The organism is Paenibacillus polysaccharolyticus, assembly GCF_900102085.1.
GTDB classification, from domain to species: Bacteria; Bacillota; Bacilli; order Paenibacillales; family Paenibacillaceae; genus Paenibacillus; species Paenibacillus polysaccharolyticus.
This window is the reverse complement of the sequence record NZ_FMVM01000011.1, coordinates 231,757-248,249: the sequence shown is the minus strand read 5'-3', so window position 1 is coordinate 248,249 and position 16,493 is coordinate 231,757. Positions and strand designations below refer to the sequence as shown.

Sequence of the window (16,493 nt, the reverse complement as noted above, 5' to 3'; positions counted from 1 at the left end):
TCAAAACCTCTCTAGCCTTCGGCATGCTGTTCAGCTGCGCTGCTCTCTGAACTGTATACACTTTTATTTTCGAACATGCAGCTGCGTCCTAAATCCGAGGTTACTTTTCCGCTTGGGTTTGTCCCTCTTCTTCCTGAAGCATTACTCTCGGGGCCGCCTCGGCATCCAAACGTTTCTCCAATGCGGCCATATCTGGCGGCAATGGAGCCTGGAATGTCATACGTTCCCGGAGGATCGGATGTTCGAATATCAGTTCACACGCATGTAGCGATTGGCGTTCAATCCACGTATCCCGTTCCTCACGAACAGCCATTGTCTGCTCATCCACGTTATGCATTGGCAACGTCTTATACATCTGATCACCGATCAACGGGCAACCGATAGACGTCATATGTACCCGGATCTGATGGGTTCGTCCACTCTCCAGCTTCAAACTTACAGCACTGGCACTTCCATCATCCCACCGAGACAACGTTGTGTAGAGCGTTCTGGCCGCATATCCGTCTGGTGTAACGATACGGCGATGCGGTTCCTCGGGATCGCGATCAATTGGCCCGTCAACCGCCCCCTGTTCGGGAACAGGGCTGCCATGCACCAGTGCGATATATTTTTTATCCACAGTGCCGGCGATCATCTGCTCTGATACATGCTGGTGCACATATGGGTTTTTGGCAATCGCCAGCACGCCGGATGTTTCCTGATCTAATCGGTGGATTGGACGGAAGCGGAATTTCTCGCCTTTTTGTTGCCAATAATGCACCACACCATTAGCTAAAGTACCTGTGTAGTGCCCATGGGTTGGATGCACGATAATTCCGGCATCTTTATTCACGATCAGCAGATGTTCGTCTTCATACAACACAGCGAATGGAATATCCTCTGGCAAAATATCATCGGATTCCTCTCGCTCCATCCGAATCTCCACCAGATCACCTGCACTCACTTTGACACTGATATATACCCGTTCACCATTCAGCATAACACCTTGTTCGGTGAGTTTGATTTTGGATAAAAGCTTACGCGAAACCTGAAGCCGCTTTTGAAGCACGGCTTTTAGCAGCCAGCCGTCCTCTACTTCGGTCACCGTGTAGGCAATCGGTGCATAATATTGGCTCATTCTTTGCGGCGGAATACTTTTTTGCTCCGCACATATTCAATATCCGCAACTTGTTGTCTTGCATTGGCTGTCCGTGCAACAACAAAGAAGTAATCCGAAAGACGGTTCAGATACCGACGCACCGACGGATTAATATCCGTATGCTGTCCCAGCGTAACGGTACGGCGCTCTGCCCGGCGGCACACTGTGCGGCACACATGTAGAGCAGATGAGAGTTGACTTCCGCCAGGGATAATAAAACGTTCCACTTTAGGATTTTCAGCATCATATTGATCGATCCACTGCTCCAGACGTGTGACCATCTCATCCCGTACTTTGTACTTTGTCTCACTTATTCGCACAAAAGCCAGATCTGATCCACAGTCAAAGAGCTCCTGTTGCACTTCAAGCAAATGTTCGCGCAAATCCTCAAATTCTCCGTTAGCAGAGTCAATCAAACTGATTGCTTGACCCACAAAGCAATTTAATTCATCAATCGTGCCATAAGCCTCTACCCGATCATCATCTTTGATAACTCGGCCTCCAATGACTGAAGTCTGGCCTTCATCACCGGTTCGTGTATATATCCCCATCATAATCCCTCCAATTGTGCATCAATCATTTATCAAACGCTGAAATATCTTACCCGATTACCGAAAGCTCGTCTATCCTTCATCTTCATAACGCAAATGCAGAGCTTTCAGATCAATCGCAAGTCCAGACACCAGCATAAACATCTGTTTTGCATTAGACTGCAGAATCCGGTTCACCGAAGCCATTCTCGCCGCAAAAATACGTTCCTCTTCTGACGGATGTAAGCTACCATGCATCTCATTTGTAATGATAAGTATTTTTCCCTGATAGGATAGCAGTGCATCTAGTAACTGTTGTGTTTCCACACGTTGCAGATCCAGATCGGTTGCTTCCCTGAAACTGGCTGCCATCCAGGACGTCAGGCTATCCACAATCAACATGCGTTGATCCGCCAGAAAAAGATTGGATTCCCGATTAATCTGGTTCACCACTTCAGCAAGCTTCGGGCCGTTCCCCACCTGAATGGCACGATAATGAGCGGATGGCAATTCGGGAATTACGGAATCATGATCACCAGTGGACAAATATACACCTTCCCGGCTCATTTGAGCCGCATATTTCAGCGCAAAGCGCGTTTTTCCGCTGCCCATACCGCCTGTGACCGTAATCAGCAATCCGTTCCCTCCTCCCATACCTGTTCTAGATAGATGTTATTCTGTCAGCGCTTTGAGCACTTTTTTCGACTCTTCAATGTTAGCCGCTGACAATGGAATGGTAGCGAACAGATTGCTTGGGGCATAGTTTACATCCTTGAACATCTGCATATTCTCCAGCGGAATACCGTACAAGTGGGTTTCTTTTTTCATATCAGATCCATCGTCGCCCTTCCCTTTTTCAACCAATACAGATCCCTCAAATACACCACGTTCATATTTTTTGGGATCAAATGTATCATCTAGCGGGACATTCGAGCCGTTCTGACCATACTGTTTCATATCATTTTCAGGCAAAATAAAGATATCATGGCTGCCAGCGGCATATTCAACCAATATTTTTTGAACATCATACATCGCACTTGTAATGATTTCTACTTTTGGTTCTTCACCAAGCTTTTGCTGCAGATTTGTTTGTAACTGTTCCGAAATACCCGATGGATTACCCTGGTTATCAATAATAAACACCGTAAAACCATCTTTACCGCCACATCCGGCTAATATAAAGATTAATGAAATTATTGCGGTCAGTCCCCAAAATCTCCTCATTCCAGTTCCCCCTTTAGTCTCCTAACTCCAATATATCACAATTGTTCCACGCAAAAAAATAACCCGTATTCGACATTACATTAAAGTACATAACAAAAAGGAGATCCTTTCGGACCTCCTCTCTGCCGTGTTACAAATTATATCATTCTACATGTTCGTAGCATATATCCATCAACCCGATATTTACTTCGGTTTGACCGGATTAGCCTTCATGTATTCGTTAATTTTCAAGTCCAGCAAACTGCTGATTTCAATCACAATGTCGGATGTAAATGATTTCTCTTCCAGAAAAATCTGTTCCATCTTGCTGCGAAGCATGCGGATCTCATCTTCCAAGGAAATGTTATGCAAGGATGCGTCATCAGGGTTCACCGACCATCGGTCGCCATGATCGCTTTCTGCCAGAACGTGTCCACGATTTGTCGGTAAATCATATTCAACACAAAACAAAGCTAACCCCTCCTCAGAAAATAATTTTCCAAATATATGAAATCCTATTTCAAATTGAAATTATATCATAATATTTTGTAAAAGAAAGTATTTTTTTGGAAAAGTACCAAATGCCTTATTTATACTGTAGCTCTTCTTTGTATTAACCCTCTTTTTGAACTTTGTAAACAAAATTTCCGATACGTTCCAAAGCTTCGTTTAACTGGGATACTGAGGTCGCATAAGAGCAACGTAAAAATCCTTCTCCTTGCGGCCCAAACACGTTACCTGGCACCGCAGCCACCTTGTTCTCCGTTAACAATCGTTCAGCAAACAGATCGGAGCTGAGGCCTGTCTTCTGAATACTCGGAAAAGCATAAAACGCTCCCTGAGGTTCATGACAATCCAGTCCAATATCACGGAACCCCTGTACAATCAAACGTCTGCGCTGGTTATAGGATTCGACCATTCGGTCTTTTTCACCCAGTCCATTTGTCAATGCTTCGAGAGCTGCTACCTGACCCATTGCCGGCGCACACATTACCGTGTACTGATGGATTTTGAGCATGGCTGCAATGAGTTCAGGATGTCCACACATATATCCAATTCGCCATCCCGTCATCGCAAACGCCTTGGAGAAACCGCTCACCAAAATCGTGCGATCTTTCATATCGGGAATTGAAGCGAAGCTGACATGTTTCTGATTATAAGTCAACTCAGCATATATTTCGTCAGCAATGACGATCAAATCATGTTTTTTGATGACCTCTGCAATCGGCAGCCAGTCTTCGTAGGTCATGATCGCCCCTGTTGGGTTGCTTGGATAACATAAAATAACAACCTTCGATTTCGGTGTAATGCTAGCTTCCAGCGCTTCAGCCGTTACCTTGAACTGATCCTTTGCATATGTCTCTACCCCGACAGGGATACCTCCACCGATGGAAGCAATAGGAGAGTATGCGACATAAGATGGCTCTGGGATCAGAATTTCGTCTCCGGGCACGATCAATGCACGCAAAGCAAGGTCAATTGCTTCACTTCCACCTACGGTGACAATAATCTCATCTTTCGGATCATACTTGGTATCAAACTGCGTATCCAGATAACTGCTGATTGCCTCACGCAACTTCGGCATACCTGCATTCGATGTATAACTGGTCATGCCTCTCTCGAGAGAGTATACACAAGCTTCACGCATGTGCCACGGTGTTACGAAATCCGGCTCGCCTACACCAAGCGTGATGATATCTTTATTGTCGCCCACCAGATCAAAAAACTTGCGGATGCCGGATGGCGGGATCTGTTTCACGAGCGGAGCCAAATATGAGGACATTGTTTTGTTATTCCCGGTTGTCTGTTCATTCACTATCATGACACATCTTCCTTTACGGCGAGATCATGAGACGGTTGTCTTCCTGATGGTCTTCAAAAATAATCCCGTCCTGCTTATATTTTTTAAGAATAAAATTCGTCTTGGTTGACAGTACTGAATCAATCGGAGACAGCTTCTCCGATACAAAGTTAGCCACTTCACGCAGATTACCACCCTCTACTTCAACAAGCAGATCGTATGCTCCTGACATGAGGTAAACCGACTTTACTTGCGGATAAAGATAGATTCGTTCGGCAATCCCTTCAAAGCCACGCCCACGCTCAGGTGTAATCTGAACTTCAATCAGGGCCGTCACTTTCTCATCATCAATTTTGCTCCAGTTCACTACCGTTGCATATTTTACGATGACGTGTTCTTGTTCAAGCTGCGCTACAACAGCTTTGATTTTATCTTCCGACTCCCCCAGCAGCGTTGACAGCAGTGCGGGAGTCCTTCTCGCGTCTTCCTTCAACAGATCCAGAACTTTAAGTTGCAGATCGTTCAACTCTTTCATCGTTTTCCCTCCAGCGTCATCCAGGTTCCTAAAATGAATTAATACTTATATTACATGAATTCAACGTTGGTGCATAGACAAAAGACCGCCTGCCTTCAATTCAGGCAAGCGGTGGTATGGTCTTTAAGCATATGCTTCAAAACCCTTATCTACAGGTTACATGTAATAAGGGTTGCCGTAATTCGGTTGACGCGGAGATACATTTGGCACTTGACCATAAGAGCTAGTTTGTACAGTTTTTTCTTGCACGAATTGCTGACACTTCTGCTGTGCCTGGTGTGCAGACTGAATCTGCTTGTCCAAGTCCTGACGCGGTGCTTTAGCAGAAGCGGAGTACATGTTGTTCTGCTGCATCAGGTTAAACAGTTCTCCTTGCAGGCGAAGTGTATCATTCGTCAAATCATTGAACATAGTGCGAACCATCGGACAGGAAGATTCTGTTGTAGCCGTTGTGTATTCGCGCGAAGTTCGTCTCAGGTCTGCAAGAATGGTTTTTAACAAATCCTGTTCTTGCATAAAAGTTCCGGTTTGATTATACATGTGTGTTTTCCTCCTATGTGCTGATTTATTGCTGTGGGTTGCTTGTTGATGTTAATTATTGTGATTGGGAAGGTGCAAGAGATTGATGCTGATGCAATGTTTGAATCAATGTGTTCATATGTTGCTCATGAGAGCGAACATATTGATTCAATGCCTGTTGAATAGCCGGATGTGTGGATATGGAAGCTGTAGCTGCACATTGCTTGATCAGCATCTCCTCGTTGGAGATGGAATCGGCAATATAGTTCAATTCTTTTGGACTCAGGGCTTGCATTTGTGAATGTTGCATGTACGTCGTACCTCCTAGATCTATAGTTTATGCGAGTTTATTGTTACCTTGAAATACAAAACTATACCAATGTGAAGACAAAGGAGCTGGTTCAATTGGATCTTGTATATGGCACACCTTACTGGCCTTCAACTTATAAATCGGATGTGGATTATCCCTCTTTAAATGGCGACATCTCTTGTGACTGCTTGATTATTGGTGGCGGTATGGGGGGTGCACTGACTTCAAGGCTGCTTGCAGAGCGTAGATTCGATACGGTTGTCATTGACAAGCGAAAAATAGCACATGGAAGCAGTTCAGCCAACACCGGACTGCTACAATATACCAATGACAAAACGTTGACATCGTGCATCAACACATTTGGAGAAGCAAAAGGGGTACGCTTTTATCAGCTGTGCCGTGAAGCCATGCAGCAGCTTTCCGAAATTGCTGGGAGTCTGAAGACCGATCCGTGGTTTATTCCGCGAAACAGCTTTTGTTTTGCCAGCAGCGAAGAAGATGTTTCTTTGCTAGAGGAAGAATATCAGACCTTACAAAAGCATGGATTCGAAGCAGAGCTATGGAACGCAGACCAAATCAAAAGCCATTTTCCTTTTGTGAAACCAGCCGCCTTATACACCAGAGGAGATGCGGAAGTAAATCCGTATCGGTTTGTGCAAGGGCTGTTTGAGTCGGCCGTTCAACATGGGGCACGTATCTACGAACAAACAGAAATGATTCACTGTGAATATGACGATGAAGGGGTCTTGTGTTATACTCCCCATGGCAAAATTCGAGCTAAGCAGATCGTTTATGCAGCCGGTTATGAAACGCAAGAGATCAAAAAAGACCGGGGAGCGTATTTGAAAGCAACGTATGCTATAACAACCAAACCTCTGTCTGATCTGAGCTCTTGGCATGAGCAAGCTATGATCTGGGAAACGGCTCGCCCTTATCTATATATGCGTACCACGCCAGACAACCGCATTATCGTGGGTGGACTTGATGAAGAAACACCGGACAAGGATCAGCGCGAGCTCCGTTCCAAAAATCAAGGCGATGTTCTGTTAGATGAGCTCAAAACATATTTCCCGCTTGATCAGCTAGAGGTGGATTATGCTTGGGGCGCTGTATTTGGTAATACACATGATGGCCTTCCCCTCATTGGTACGCATCCGGATTACCCACATTCATACTTTGTCGAAGGGTACGGTGGGAACGGAACGGTGTACAGCATGATTGCGGCCTCACTGATCGCAGATGCCATTAGCGGCGTTCAGAATGAAGATATGAAGCTTTTCTCCCTAACAAGAACGAGCAAACCATCTCCAGCCTAAACGCAAAAACACATTGGATGACATACGGTTTCGTCGTATGAAAAACAACAAAAGGGTACGGCTAAGGGATAACTTCCATTCCCTCGCTGCACCCTTTTTTTCAGTTATAAACTTTCATGAATCGCGAGCTGTCGTGTTGATCAGAAGTTTCCTCATAAACATCCAGCCAATGAGCGGAAAAACCCCAAGGATGATAATGAGCCAGATTAACACTTTAGTTGATGGCGAGTTTAACACAGTAATCATAAATACGGTCAAGCCAAAAAGCCGCCCGCACATCAGACTGAGTTCCCTCAATACGACAAGTTCAACCCTTTTCTCCACATTTTCGCCGCTTGTGCCCATCATGTCGAAACCTGCGGAGATCATCGGCAAAATATATAGCGGCATCGCTATAGCGCTTCCGATTCCCATAAAAAGCAGTGTCCCATATGTCACTTTCCAGAGTAGTGGTAACAACACCAGAAGTAACAACACGGAACCTGTAAACATCCCTTTAGATCGATAATGAGGTTTAAACCATTTTCCTGCTGCCCAGTAACTGGCGAGCGCAACAGCTGAAGTAATAAGAGAGAATTGTCCAAGCTTGTACTCCTGGCTTGTCGCCAGATAAACCAGCAGTGCAATCAAAAAGGCAAATACCCCTTCCCGAACGCCTTGGGCAAACAGCCCCATGGAAAGCGGCCGCCACGGACTCTTTGGGGTGGACAACTGCTGGATGGGTTCTAACCAGCAGTATGTCCCGCTAACTTTTCGTTTTTTCAGAAAAAAACTGAAAATCACTGCAATAATATAAATAACAAGAGATACGGTGAATATAAGCCGATATCCTGTATTATCTGCCATACGTGAAATAATGAGGCCCGAAAACCACGGCCCAACAATGCCTGTCATGGAGCCTAACAAACCAACCCAGCCATTAAACAAGTCCCTATTTTCCCGATCCGTCACTTCGAAATAGACGACATTAAAGGCAATCCAGAATAGCCCCAATGCACATCCTAGGAGCAAACCTAACGGCCAGATCCAATCCACAGCACTCTTGCCAGTCCACAGAACAAGCATATAGAACATACCAGATAATGCTGTCCCAAGCCTCAATGCACTCATTTTATTATGTTCCTTGACCCACTTCCCCGCGAGCCAAAACGTGATGCCAATAGCCAGTTGCTGACTGATGGTAAACCAGCCGAGCATGGCGTAATCTGGACGGCTTTTCCATAGAAACACGTTCAAAAACGTACCGGACAAGGCTCCGGCTAACGCAAACAATCCATTCACGCCTAAAAGCAGAATGGATTGTCTTCCCAAAGTAATCTTCATCTGCCCCTCCTCCATGACCTGAATCCAACTTAACTTGAACAGGTGGCTCTTAAGGCTTAACGTACCCCAAGCCGGAGGAAAACATGATGAATCTTTGATGTTGTATAAAATTGGTTTTCAAACCAATGTGATCTATTCGTGTGCACTCAGGTTCTGAATCAAACGCAGACGGTCATCCTCAGACAAACTGTATTGAACCTGGAAGCAACCAGAGCACACGTAAGTCAATACCGTAAATGGAGATGACAAGACAACACCTTTTCCAGAAGCAGCATTGGCCACTGGTGTGAATGTATCCTGACTCGCTGTCTGCGTACCAGCTAGAATCATGAATTCCCGACAATTCGGACACTCTGGTACTTCCTCTTGCTGATCCAGTTGCTTTTCTACACCTTGTTCATATTGAATCAGATCGTTGCCCTCATCTGCATATTTATTCAATGTCCGGAGTTCTGGCAACTTCAGTTCCACTTCATCACCCCAAAGCGAAGTCAGGTCCGAGATTTGCTCTTTATCGTTTGAAATGTCCTTCATGTCGAACTCTTCTTCGCTATCATCATTCTCTTCATCACCAATGTTAATGTTCAGTGTACGGTAACCCTTTAATTCATTATGACAATACGGACACTCTTCTTCCGGACCCAGTTCCTCATCCCAAACAATCTCTGTTTGACACCAAGGACATACCGTTGTTTCCATCATGTATCAACCTTTCTCTTTCATATAATTACGTATTTAACACATAGATCACACCGATGGCAAAAAACACAATCGACGCCGCAAACAAAATCCGTATCAATATTTTCATCATCGATCCCCCTAGACAATGCTTGCGCCAATAACAAAGGACAGTGAGACAGAAATGATCATGGATATTAATCCAACTGCACGGTTATCTGCTTCAATCTCCCGGTCAATTGAAAACACTGGCGTCAGGAACTCGAACAAAAAATAAGCAATGAGCAACAAAACAAACCCGACAAATGACCATGTCATCGCTTCATATACTGAAGATTTTGCTTGAATGCAAAAACGGAGTACGTTGCAAATCCCAAAGATTTTCCCGCCTGTAGCCATAGCCACAGCCACATTGCCTTTTTTGATCTCCGTCCAGCATTTATATTTGGTCACCAGTTCGAAACATGCCAGAAAAACAAGCAACTCCATAATGGCAACCGAGAAGAAACCGAGGACCATCCCGAGCGGATGAGACAGCAGTCCGTCAATCGCTTCTTTCACTCCCATTCTCCTTCCGAACCTGCTATCCACTTGACTGAACAGCAAGTATGTTTATTCATCTTGAGGCTATTCAAGTTCAGCGACGGTTACACCGTTGCCTCCCTCTCCGTAATTGCCTAGACGATAACTTTTAATATGTTTATGCTTCCGCAGGTAATCCTGAATACCCGTACGCAAAATTCCTGTACCTTTACCATGGATAATATACACTTGACCCAAGTTGGCAAGGAATGCTTCATCGATGAAACGATCCGCTTCCATCAGCGCCTCTTCCAGGTTAGCCCCCCGCAGATCCAACTCACTCTTCACGTTATCATCTCGGGTACGCTTCATGCCTGTGACTGGTTTTTGCTTTGGCTGTTTTGTTGCCGACGCTGTCTGTTGCAACTCCAAATCATCCAGCGACACCTTCATTTTCATAATGCCGAGCTGTACCACAGCATCCTTGTTGCCTGCCATCTCCACGACATGCCCCTTCTGATTCAGACTATAAACCAGAACTTCATCACCTGGTCCAATCGCACGTGCTTTCGGAGCGGCTGTCTTTTTCACCGTTTTTTTACGTTTTTCCGGTTCTGCTTCATCCAGCTGCTTACGAGCAGCGATCAATTTATGCTCCTTGACAGAAGCCCCCTCTTCCAGGGCCAGCTGACGAAGATCCGCAATAATTTTCTCTGCTTCTGCACGGGCCTTATCTACAATGCTACGCGCATCTTCCTCCGCTTTTTCAATCCGGCGGTCACGCTGTTGTTCCAGCTTTTCCAGCTCGGCTTGATGGCGACTGCGCAATTTCTCCATATCCTGACGAAGCGTTTCCGCTTTCTGGCGCTCTTGTTCAGCTGTTAGACGGTTCTCTTCGAGCGAAGCGATCATGTGTTCAATCCGCTGATCTTCTTCTTTCACTTCACCGCGTGCATAATCCAGAATGTAACCCGGAAGCCCCAAGCGCTCTGCAATCGCAAAAGCGTTACTCCGTCCCGGTACACCGACAAGCAAACGGTATGTTGGACTCAGTGTATTAATATCAAATTCCATACTGGCGTTAATAACGCCTTTACGCTCGTACGCATAAGCTTTCAACTCACTATAGTGAGTCGTTGCCACCATGCGGCAACCTGTCTGGTGCATATGCTCCAGCATGGAGATGGCGAGCGCAGAACCTTCTGCCGGATCTGTCCCTGCTCCAAGTTCATCCAACAGGATGAGACTTTTCGGCGTCATATTTTTCAAAATACGAATGATGTTGGTCATATGGCTAGAGAACGTACTCAGATTCTGCTCGATACTCTGCTCATCACCAATGTCGGCATAGATCGCATCAAAGACACATAGCTGACTGCCGTCTTCGGCTGGAACAAACAATCCCGACATCGCCATCAAACTTAATAGACCGATGGTTTTCAACGTTACCGTTTTACCACCCGTATTCGGTCCAGTCACGATAATAGAGGTGTAGTCGTTGCCCAGCTCTACATCAATTGGAACGACATGTTCAATCGGAATCAGCGGATGACGTCCTTTTTTCAGCTTCAGGAAACCCCGATCATTCATCCGAGGCAGAGTTGCTTTGAGTTCACGGGCTAAACGTGCTTTGGCAAAAATAAAATCAAGCGATGCCAGCAAATCGACATCATATAACAGCCACTCACCCTGCTCACTGACATGGGCCGTCAATTTTTGCAAAATAATCTCAATCTCACGTTCTTCCCGAATCCGGGTTTCGCGTAATTTATTGTTCATAGCCACGATGGATTCCGGCTCAATAAATAGAGTCGCTCCTGAACCAGACTGATCATGAACAATGCCGCCGAAATAAGAGCGGTACTCTGCTTTGACCGGAATCACAAATCGATCCCCACGAATCGTAATGAGCTGATCTTGCAACATTTTGGATACCGTAGATGAACGAATCATTGAATCCAGCTTTTCCCGAATCCGTGCTTCTCCCCCGCGCAGTTCACGGCGAATCTGTGCCAGCGTTACACTCGCACTATCTGCAACCTCCGCATTATCATCAATACAGATACGGATCGCATCTTCAAGCTCCTTCTGCTCGGACAACTGGTCACTGATATAGAAGAGCGATGCTATCGGCTCGTCCTCATGCAGCGTTGCAATCTGACGTTTCAATCGTCTGGCCGCATGTGTCGTTGTGGAAATACCCAGCAGTTCATGCGGGTTCAGGGTGCCTCCAATCTCAGCACGTTTTACTGAAGCCGTGATGTCTACAATCCCGCCAAATGATGGGGAACCTTTGAGACGCTCAAAGGTGAAAGCTTCATCCGTTTGTTGAAGTAAACGTTTTACTTCTTCAAGATCACTATTCGGTTCAAGTTGCTCCGCTTTTTTCTTGCCCATTGACGTTTGAGCAAAGCCAATCAATGTATTTAGAATTTTGCGATATTCTAATGTGTGTAATATTTTCGTGTCCAAGTGTACAACTCCTTCCAAACTATACCTGTATTATAACGAAAGAAACGTTGTTGCGCTATTTAACGAATCCTTCCACACATAACTTGGGGTATGACGCCACAAACTACATGTGTCAGGATTGTGCTATTCATTTTACTCCCTTAGAGTTCCCATGTTTATGCCCAATCCAATCTGAACAAAGGAGGTAACCCCTATGAATTTTCTGGGCCATGTCGTACGATTTATTATTGCAGCTATCGTCTTAATGGTTGTAAGCTGGATCGTTCCCGGTTTCGCCGTTGGTGGTTTCTGGAGCGCACTGATGCTTGCATTGGTCATTGCCTTGCTGGGCTGGATCGTTGAAGGCATCTTTGGCAAAAGAGTGAATCCTTTTGGCCGGGGAATCGTCGGCTTTATCGTAAGTGCACTGGTCATTTGGCTGGGTCAATATGTGGTTGATCACGTTGAGGTCAGCCTGCTCGGTGCCATTCTTGCCGCATTGGTCATCGGGATTATCGATCTCTTCATCCCGGTATCCACACCGTTTGATGCCGGACGAAGCTCCAAAAGCTAAAGACTGACTGTCATTCTGCTAGCGCTCTAACAAGACACCTAAACCTCGGAAGGCCGTTGGCCTGAAGAGGTTTTTCTTTTTGCACATCAAGTGATCAGCAACTATCGATAAATTTCAATAAAACGACATACCCCACATGTACAGGCATCGCCAGATTGCGGTATGATGACTTGAGAAATCATTCAAATTTTATCCATCCCACACGTCTGAAGGAGGTACATGATGAAGAAAGGTATAACATGGCTTGCCGCGTGTATGTTAATTCTTGTTCTTGCTGCATGCGGTAGTCCCAAAGATTCAGCATCCGAGCCAGAGATTACAGCCAGCGAACAACTGGTGATCAAGGCAAGCAACTACGAATTCGATCAACCCGAATATCGACTCAAAAAAGGTGTGCCTGTGAAGATTGTTTATGAAAACGTCAACGGAAATCACGGTTTGCTCGTGCCTGAGTTCAATCTTCGGTTAGACACTCAAAAAAGTTCCAAAGTCATTGTCCCCGAAAAAGTCGGCGAGTTCGAAATGTCATGTTCCGTTTTTTGTGGTTCTGGACACAGTAGCATGATCTCCAAAATTATAGTAGAAGAATAACACTTCAAGACAAGAGCCCCCGTAGCGACGGGAGCTCTTTGTGTATTATAACAAATTATGCAAGAGTTCGCTGGTCAGCACATCGACGAAAAGAGTCATTCGTTACGTCTGATCCTGCTCAATCAATTCAATCCATTCGTTATATTCCGTCTGTAACTTCGTATATTCATCATGCAACTGACGATATTCCGTATTCAGTTGCTCCGCCTTTTCTTGTTCCATCTCCCGCTCAACCTGCATCAACCGAAGCTGGTTTGCCGCCAGTTCATAACGTTCACTTATTTCTCGCAGTTCATTCTCCATGATCTGCTTCTCCTCATCAACCTCCACTTGATGCTGTTCCCGCTGTGAACGTTCCCTGAGCAACTGGTCTCGTTCTTGTACCAGTTCTTCCAGCTTCTCGGAACTCGCTGCACTCTCTCGTTGCCACGCTGTCAATTCACTCTCCAGCGCTGTCCAGCGATCCTGCCATGCCTGCTCCTGCTCCGCCCATTCGTCAGCACGTAGCTTCCATACCTGTTCGTTCTGTTCTGCCGACTGAGTTGCCTGTTCCAACTGTGAGCGAAGCTCTTCTTCACGTGTCATCAGTTGCTGGATACGAGAAGACAGTTCCGCCTGGTTGGCCGACAGATCCTCATGTTTAATTTGCCATTCGAGAGCTTCCTCTTCCGTCTGCGCGAGTTGATTCGCTTGCTCTGTATAACGCTTGGCAAGCTGCTCAGCGGACTGCCTTGCTTCGTTCAGCGATTGCTCCAGCGCATTCTTCTCCGCTTCGAGTTCACTCATTAGAGAACCAGCATTTTCTTCTCGTTGGAGAGCATCACTATAATCGTTACGGATCTGCTTGTATTGTTCTTGCAAACGGCTTAATTCCTCTTGGGCACTATGCAATTCATCGCGAGTATCAGCTAACTCCTCATGATTATCATTTAGTTCACGGCGTGTGCCTTGTAATTCCTCATCCAATTGCTTGAGTTTTTCTTCCAGGACCTCGTTTTCTTTCTCATAACGAACAGCCTCTTCATTGTAGAGACGTGCTTCTTCCTTTACAACGGAAAGTTCATCATGTAAGGACTGTACACCAGCCTCCAGCGTTTCATTCTGATCGGCCGCTTCGAGAATCTGATTCTCCAAATCGCCAATATCGGCGAGTCGCTGTTCAGCAAGATCTTTCCAGGATTGTTCACTCTCCGTTAGTGTTGTGATCTCATTTTGCAATGTACGTACAGCCGCATGTGCCTGCTCAAGCACCTTGTGCAATCTGCGCTGTTCTTCTTCTGACTTCGCTTCTGCTTCAAGCAAATGCTGCGCATCCTGTTCAAGCTGGGTATGTTGTTCCTGGAGTTTACGCAGTTGAGCTGTGAGCGCTGTTTCACGATCCACTGCTTCATTATACAGATCTTGCAACTGTTGCTGAGAGTCCTGTGTCTGTTTCAACGACTGCTCCGTTTCACGAAGTTTGTTTTGCAGATCATTGCTGTCTCCTCTCAATTGCTCCAATTGCTGCTGAAGCTCCGCAATTCGACGTGTCTGAGTCTCCTGATCCTGAATACGGATCTCGTGCTCCTGTTGCAACGACTCCACATGGGTACGTTCCGCTTGAAGCAACTGTTCTTGCTCAGACACCACTTCCTGCGCATGTTGAAGCTGACTCCGAACCTCTCCCAGTTGTTCATTGATCTCCGTTATGCGAGCATTTGCCTGAGTGCGTTCTTCCTGCAACTGACGAGCCAGTTTACTCCGCTCCTGCTGTAGCGTTTCTTCAGCCGCAGCCGTTGCCTCAGCTGTACGGGTAGCCGCTGCTTCCTGCTCTTCTTTCAATTGTTCTTCATAAAATGCCTCTTTCTCCATCCATTCCAGTTCGGATTGCTCGGAAAGAGCTTTAAACTCAGCCTGCAATTGCTCCAGTGTAGCCTGATGCTTATGTTCAGCTTCAGCAATCCATGCTTCACGCTCTTGTTTCGCTTGTGCTTGGAACGCATCCGCCTGCTTCTGTGCATTCTGCTCGGCTTGCTCCAGACGTTGCTTCATTTGATTTTCAAGTTCGCTGTATTGGAGGGTTGCCTCCTCCTGCACCTGTCTCAATTTGACTTCAGCCTGTTCCAGTTCAGAGAGGATCGCAGCTTCTGCCTCTTCTTTGGCCGCTTGTACCTGCTCTGCCGCCTGAACCTGCAGTTTTTGGCGCTCTGCTACTGCCTTGCTTTCTACTTCCTTCAATTGTGCCGCAGTTCTTTCCTGCAACTCCTTGTACTCAGTTGCGGCTTTGGCCCGCACCTGCTGTAGCTCAGCTGCCGCACGGTTCTGTGCTTCTTTAAGTTGCGACGCAGATTGAGCCTGTACTTGTTTGAGTTGGTTTGCTGCCTTTTCCTCTGCTTCCTTTACACGTGTATTAGCTTTCACTTCTGCCTCTTTGAGTTGTGCCGCGGCTTGCGCTTGCATCTTCTGGATCTGATCCTTCATTTGGCTGCGCTCTTGCTCCAACATCGCATTCAGTTTGGAGATTTCAGCCTGCTTGTCTGCGGTGAGCTTTTGCAAAGCCTGCTCCGCCTCAATCTTCTGCTGACGAACCTCAGCGAGAGACTGATCTCGCTGTTGCAATTCTTTTTGGTGTTCGCTCTGAATGGCGTTTAATCGGTTCAATTCATTTCGAAGTTCTGTACGTTCTCCCGTGAGCATCTTGAGCTCATTTTGGATCTCCTGCGTCTGAAGAGACTGCTCAGCCATATGTACGGCCGCAAGTACAGCAATACGCGGCGTGTCCAAACGGGAATGACTTTTGGAGATGGCGCTCATACGCTCATCTACCAGATTAGCTACTTGTTTCATATAATCGGCACTGCTGCCGACCAGTTTATAGGAAGTCCCGTAGATCTCTACGGTGACGCGTGTACGATCAGGTGTAGTCACAGTTGTGCCCTCCTTCAAGTCTGTATGTTGATTCTAAGCTGTAATGACAAAAAAGTCACATCGATCCTCTATTGCTAAGGATTCGATGTGACTTC

17 protein-coding genes are annotated in these 16,493 nt (G+C 46.1%); 3 read left to right on the top strand and 14 right to left on the bottom strand.

The genetic code is table 11. The features are described 5' to 3' along the window. Window positions 1-100: 100 nt before the first annotated feature. The 9 genes from BLQ13_RS17185 to BLQ13_RS17145 form a co-directional block, all read right to left on the bottom strand. Window positions 101-1,117 carry an RluA family pseudouridine synthase gene (locus BLQ13_RS17185; protein ID WP_090922270.1) on the bottom strand — a complete coding sequence of 339 codons (1,017 nt, stop codon included), beginning with the start codon at window positions 1,115-1,117 and terminating at the stop codon, window positions 101-103. Next, the gene (locus BLQ13_RS17180; protein WP_090922268.1) at window positions 1,114-1,689 is read right to left on the bottom strand and encodes a cob(I)yrinic acid a,c-diamide adenosyltransferase; all 576 of its coding nucleotides are present in this window, start codon (window positions 1,687-1,689) and stop codon (window positions 1,114-1,116) included. Before BLQ13_RS17180 ends, BLQ13_RS17185 begins: the two co-directional genes overlap by 4 nt. A 72-nt stretch (window positions 1,690-1,761) precedes the next feature. Next, window positions 1,762-2,304 carry a bifunctional adenosylcobinamide kinase/adenosylcobinamide-phosphate guanylyltransferase gene (locus tag BLQ13_RS17175; RefSeq protein ID WP_167375770.1) on the bottom strand — a complete coding sequence of 181 codons (543 nt, stop codon included), beginning with the start codon at window positions 2,302-2,304 and terminating at the stop codon, window positions 1,762-1,764. Between the two features lie 36 nt (window positions 2,305-2,340). Next, on the bottom strand, window positions 2,341-2,892 hold the full coding sequence (locus BLQ13_RS17170; protein WP_090922264.1) for a type 2 periplasmic-binding domain-containing protein: 552 nt from the start codon (window positions 2,890-2,892) through the stop codon (window positions 2,341-2,343). A 183-nt stretch (window positions 2,893-3,075) separates the two neighbouring features. After that, window positions 3,076-3,264 carry an aspartyl-phosphate phosphatase Spo0E family protein gene (locus tag BLQ13_RS17165; protein WP_308722269.1) on the bottom strand — a complete coding sequence of 63 codons (189 nt, stop codon included), beginning with the start codon at window positions 3,262-3,264 and terminating at the stop codon, window positions 3,076-3,078. A 220-nt stretch (window positions 3,265-3,484) separates the two neighbouring features. Continuing rightward, window positions 3,485-4,693 (bottom strand): aminotransferase class I/II-fold pyridoxal phosphate-dependent enzyme, encoded by a 1,209-nt coding sequence (locus BLQ13_RS17160; RefSeq protein WP_090922260.1) that lies wholly within the window; start codon window positions 4,691-4,693, stop codon window positions 3,485-3,487. Window positions 4,694-4,706: 13 nt separating this feature from the next. Next, on the bottom strand, window positions 4,707-5,207 hold the full coding sequence (locus BLQ13_RS17155; protein WP_090922258.1) for an Lrp/AsnC family transcriptional regulator: 501 nt from the start codon (window positions 5,205-5,207) through the stop codon (window positions 4,707-4,709). Window positions 5,208-5,363: 156 nt separating this feature from the next. Then, the gene (locus BLQ13_RS17150) at window positions 5,364-5,747 is read right to left on the bottom strand and encodes a spore coat protein (RefSeq protein WP_090922256.1); all 384 of its coding nucleotides are present in this window, start codon (window positions 5,745-5,747) and stop codon (window positions 5,364-5,366) included. Between the two features lie 55 nt (window positions 5,748-5,802). Further along, on the bottom strand, window positions 5,803-6,036 hold the full coding sequence (locus BLQ13_RS17145; RefSeq protein ID WP_090922254.1) for a hypothetical protein: 234 nt from the start codon (window positions 6,034-6,036) through the stop codon (window positions 5,803-5,805). Window positions 6,037-6,131: 95 nt separating this feature from the next. On the opposite strand from BLQ13_RS17145, the gene BLQ13_RS17140 reads away from it, so the two are divergent. Further along, the gene (locus BLQ13_RS17140; RefSeq protein WP_090922252.1) at window positions 6,132-7,352 is read left to right on the top strand and encodes an NAD(P)/FAD-dependent oxidoreductase; all 1,221 of its coding nucleotides are present in this window, start codon (window positions 6,132-6,134) and stop codon (window positions 7,350-7,352) included. Between the two features lie 114 nt (window positions 7,353-7,466). Here the strand turns inward: BLQ13_RS17140 and BLQ13_RS17135 are convergent, their stop codons facing one another. The 4 genes from BLQ13_RS17135 to BLQ13_RS17120 all read right to left on the bottom strand — a co-directional run bounded on the left by BLQ13_RS17135 (window position 7,467) and on the right by BLQ13_RS17120 (window position 12,347). Beyond that, window positions 7,467-8,675 (bottom strand): MFS transporter, encoded by a 1,209-nt coding sequence (locus BLQ13_RS17135; protein WP_090922250.1) that lies wholly within the window; start codon window positions 8,673-8,675, stop codon window positions 7,467-7,469. Window positions 8,676-8,807: 132 nt separating this feature from the next. Next, on the bottom strand, window positions 8,808-9,374 hold the full coding sequence (locus BLQ13_RS17130; RefSeq protein WP_090922301.1) for a hypothetical protein: 567 nt from the start codon (window positions 9,372-9,374) through the stop codon (window positions 8,808-8,810). 120 nt (window positions 9,375-9,494) lie between these two features. After that, complete coding sequence (locus tag BLQ13_RS17125) at window positions 9,495-9,920, bottom strand: DUF350 domain-containing protein (RefSeq protein WP_090922248.1); 426 nt, start codon at window positions 9,918-9,920, stop codon at window positions 9,495-9,497. 60 nt (window positions 9,921-9,980) lie between these two features. Next, window positions 9,981-12,347, bottom strand: a complete 2,367-nt coding sequence (locus BLQ13_RS17120; RefSeq protein WP_090922246.1) for an endonuclease MutS2 — start codon at window positions 12,345-12,347, stop codon at window positions 9,981-9,983. Window positions 12,348-12,540: 193 nt separating this feature from the next. Between BLQ13_RS17120 and BLQ13_RS17115 the strand changes: the two genes are divergently transcribed. Together BLQ13_RS17115 and BLQ13_RS17110 are read left to right on the top strand one after the other, a co-directional pair. After that, window positions 12,541-12,900 (top strand): phage holin family protein, encoded by a 360-nt coding sequence (locus BLQ13_RS17115; RefSeq protein WP_090922244.1) that lies wholly within the window; start codon window positions 12,541-12,543, stop codon window positions 12,898-12,900. A gap of 219 nt (window positions 12,901-13,119) precedes the next feature. After that, window positions 13,120-13,491: a cupredoxin domain-containing protein gene (locus tag BLQ13_RS17110; RefSeq protein ID WP_312027572.1), complete on the top strand. Its 372-nt coding sequence runs from the start codon at window positions 13,120-13,122 to the stop codon at window positions 13,489-13,491. A 102-nt stretch (window positions 13,492-13,593) separates the two neighbouring features. Here the strand turns inward: BLQ13_RS17110 and BLQ13_RS17105 are convergent, their stop codons facing one another. Next, window positions 13,594-16,398 carry a hypothetical protein gene (locus BLQ13_RS17105; protein WP_090922240.1) on the bottom strand — a complete coding sequence of 935 codons (2,805 nt, stop codon included), beginning with the start codon at window positions 16,396-16,398 and terminating at the stop codon, window positions 13,594-13,596. Window positions 16,399-16,493: the final 95 nt, after the last annotated feature.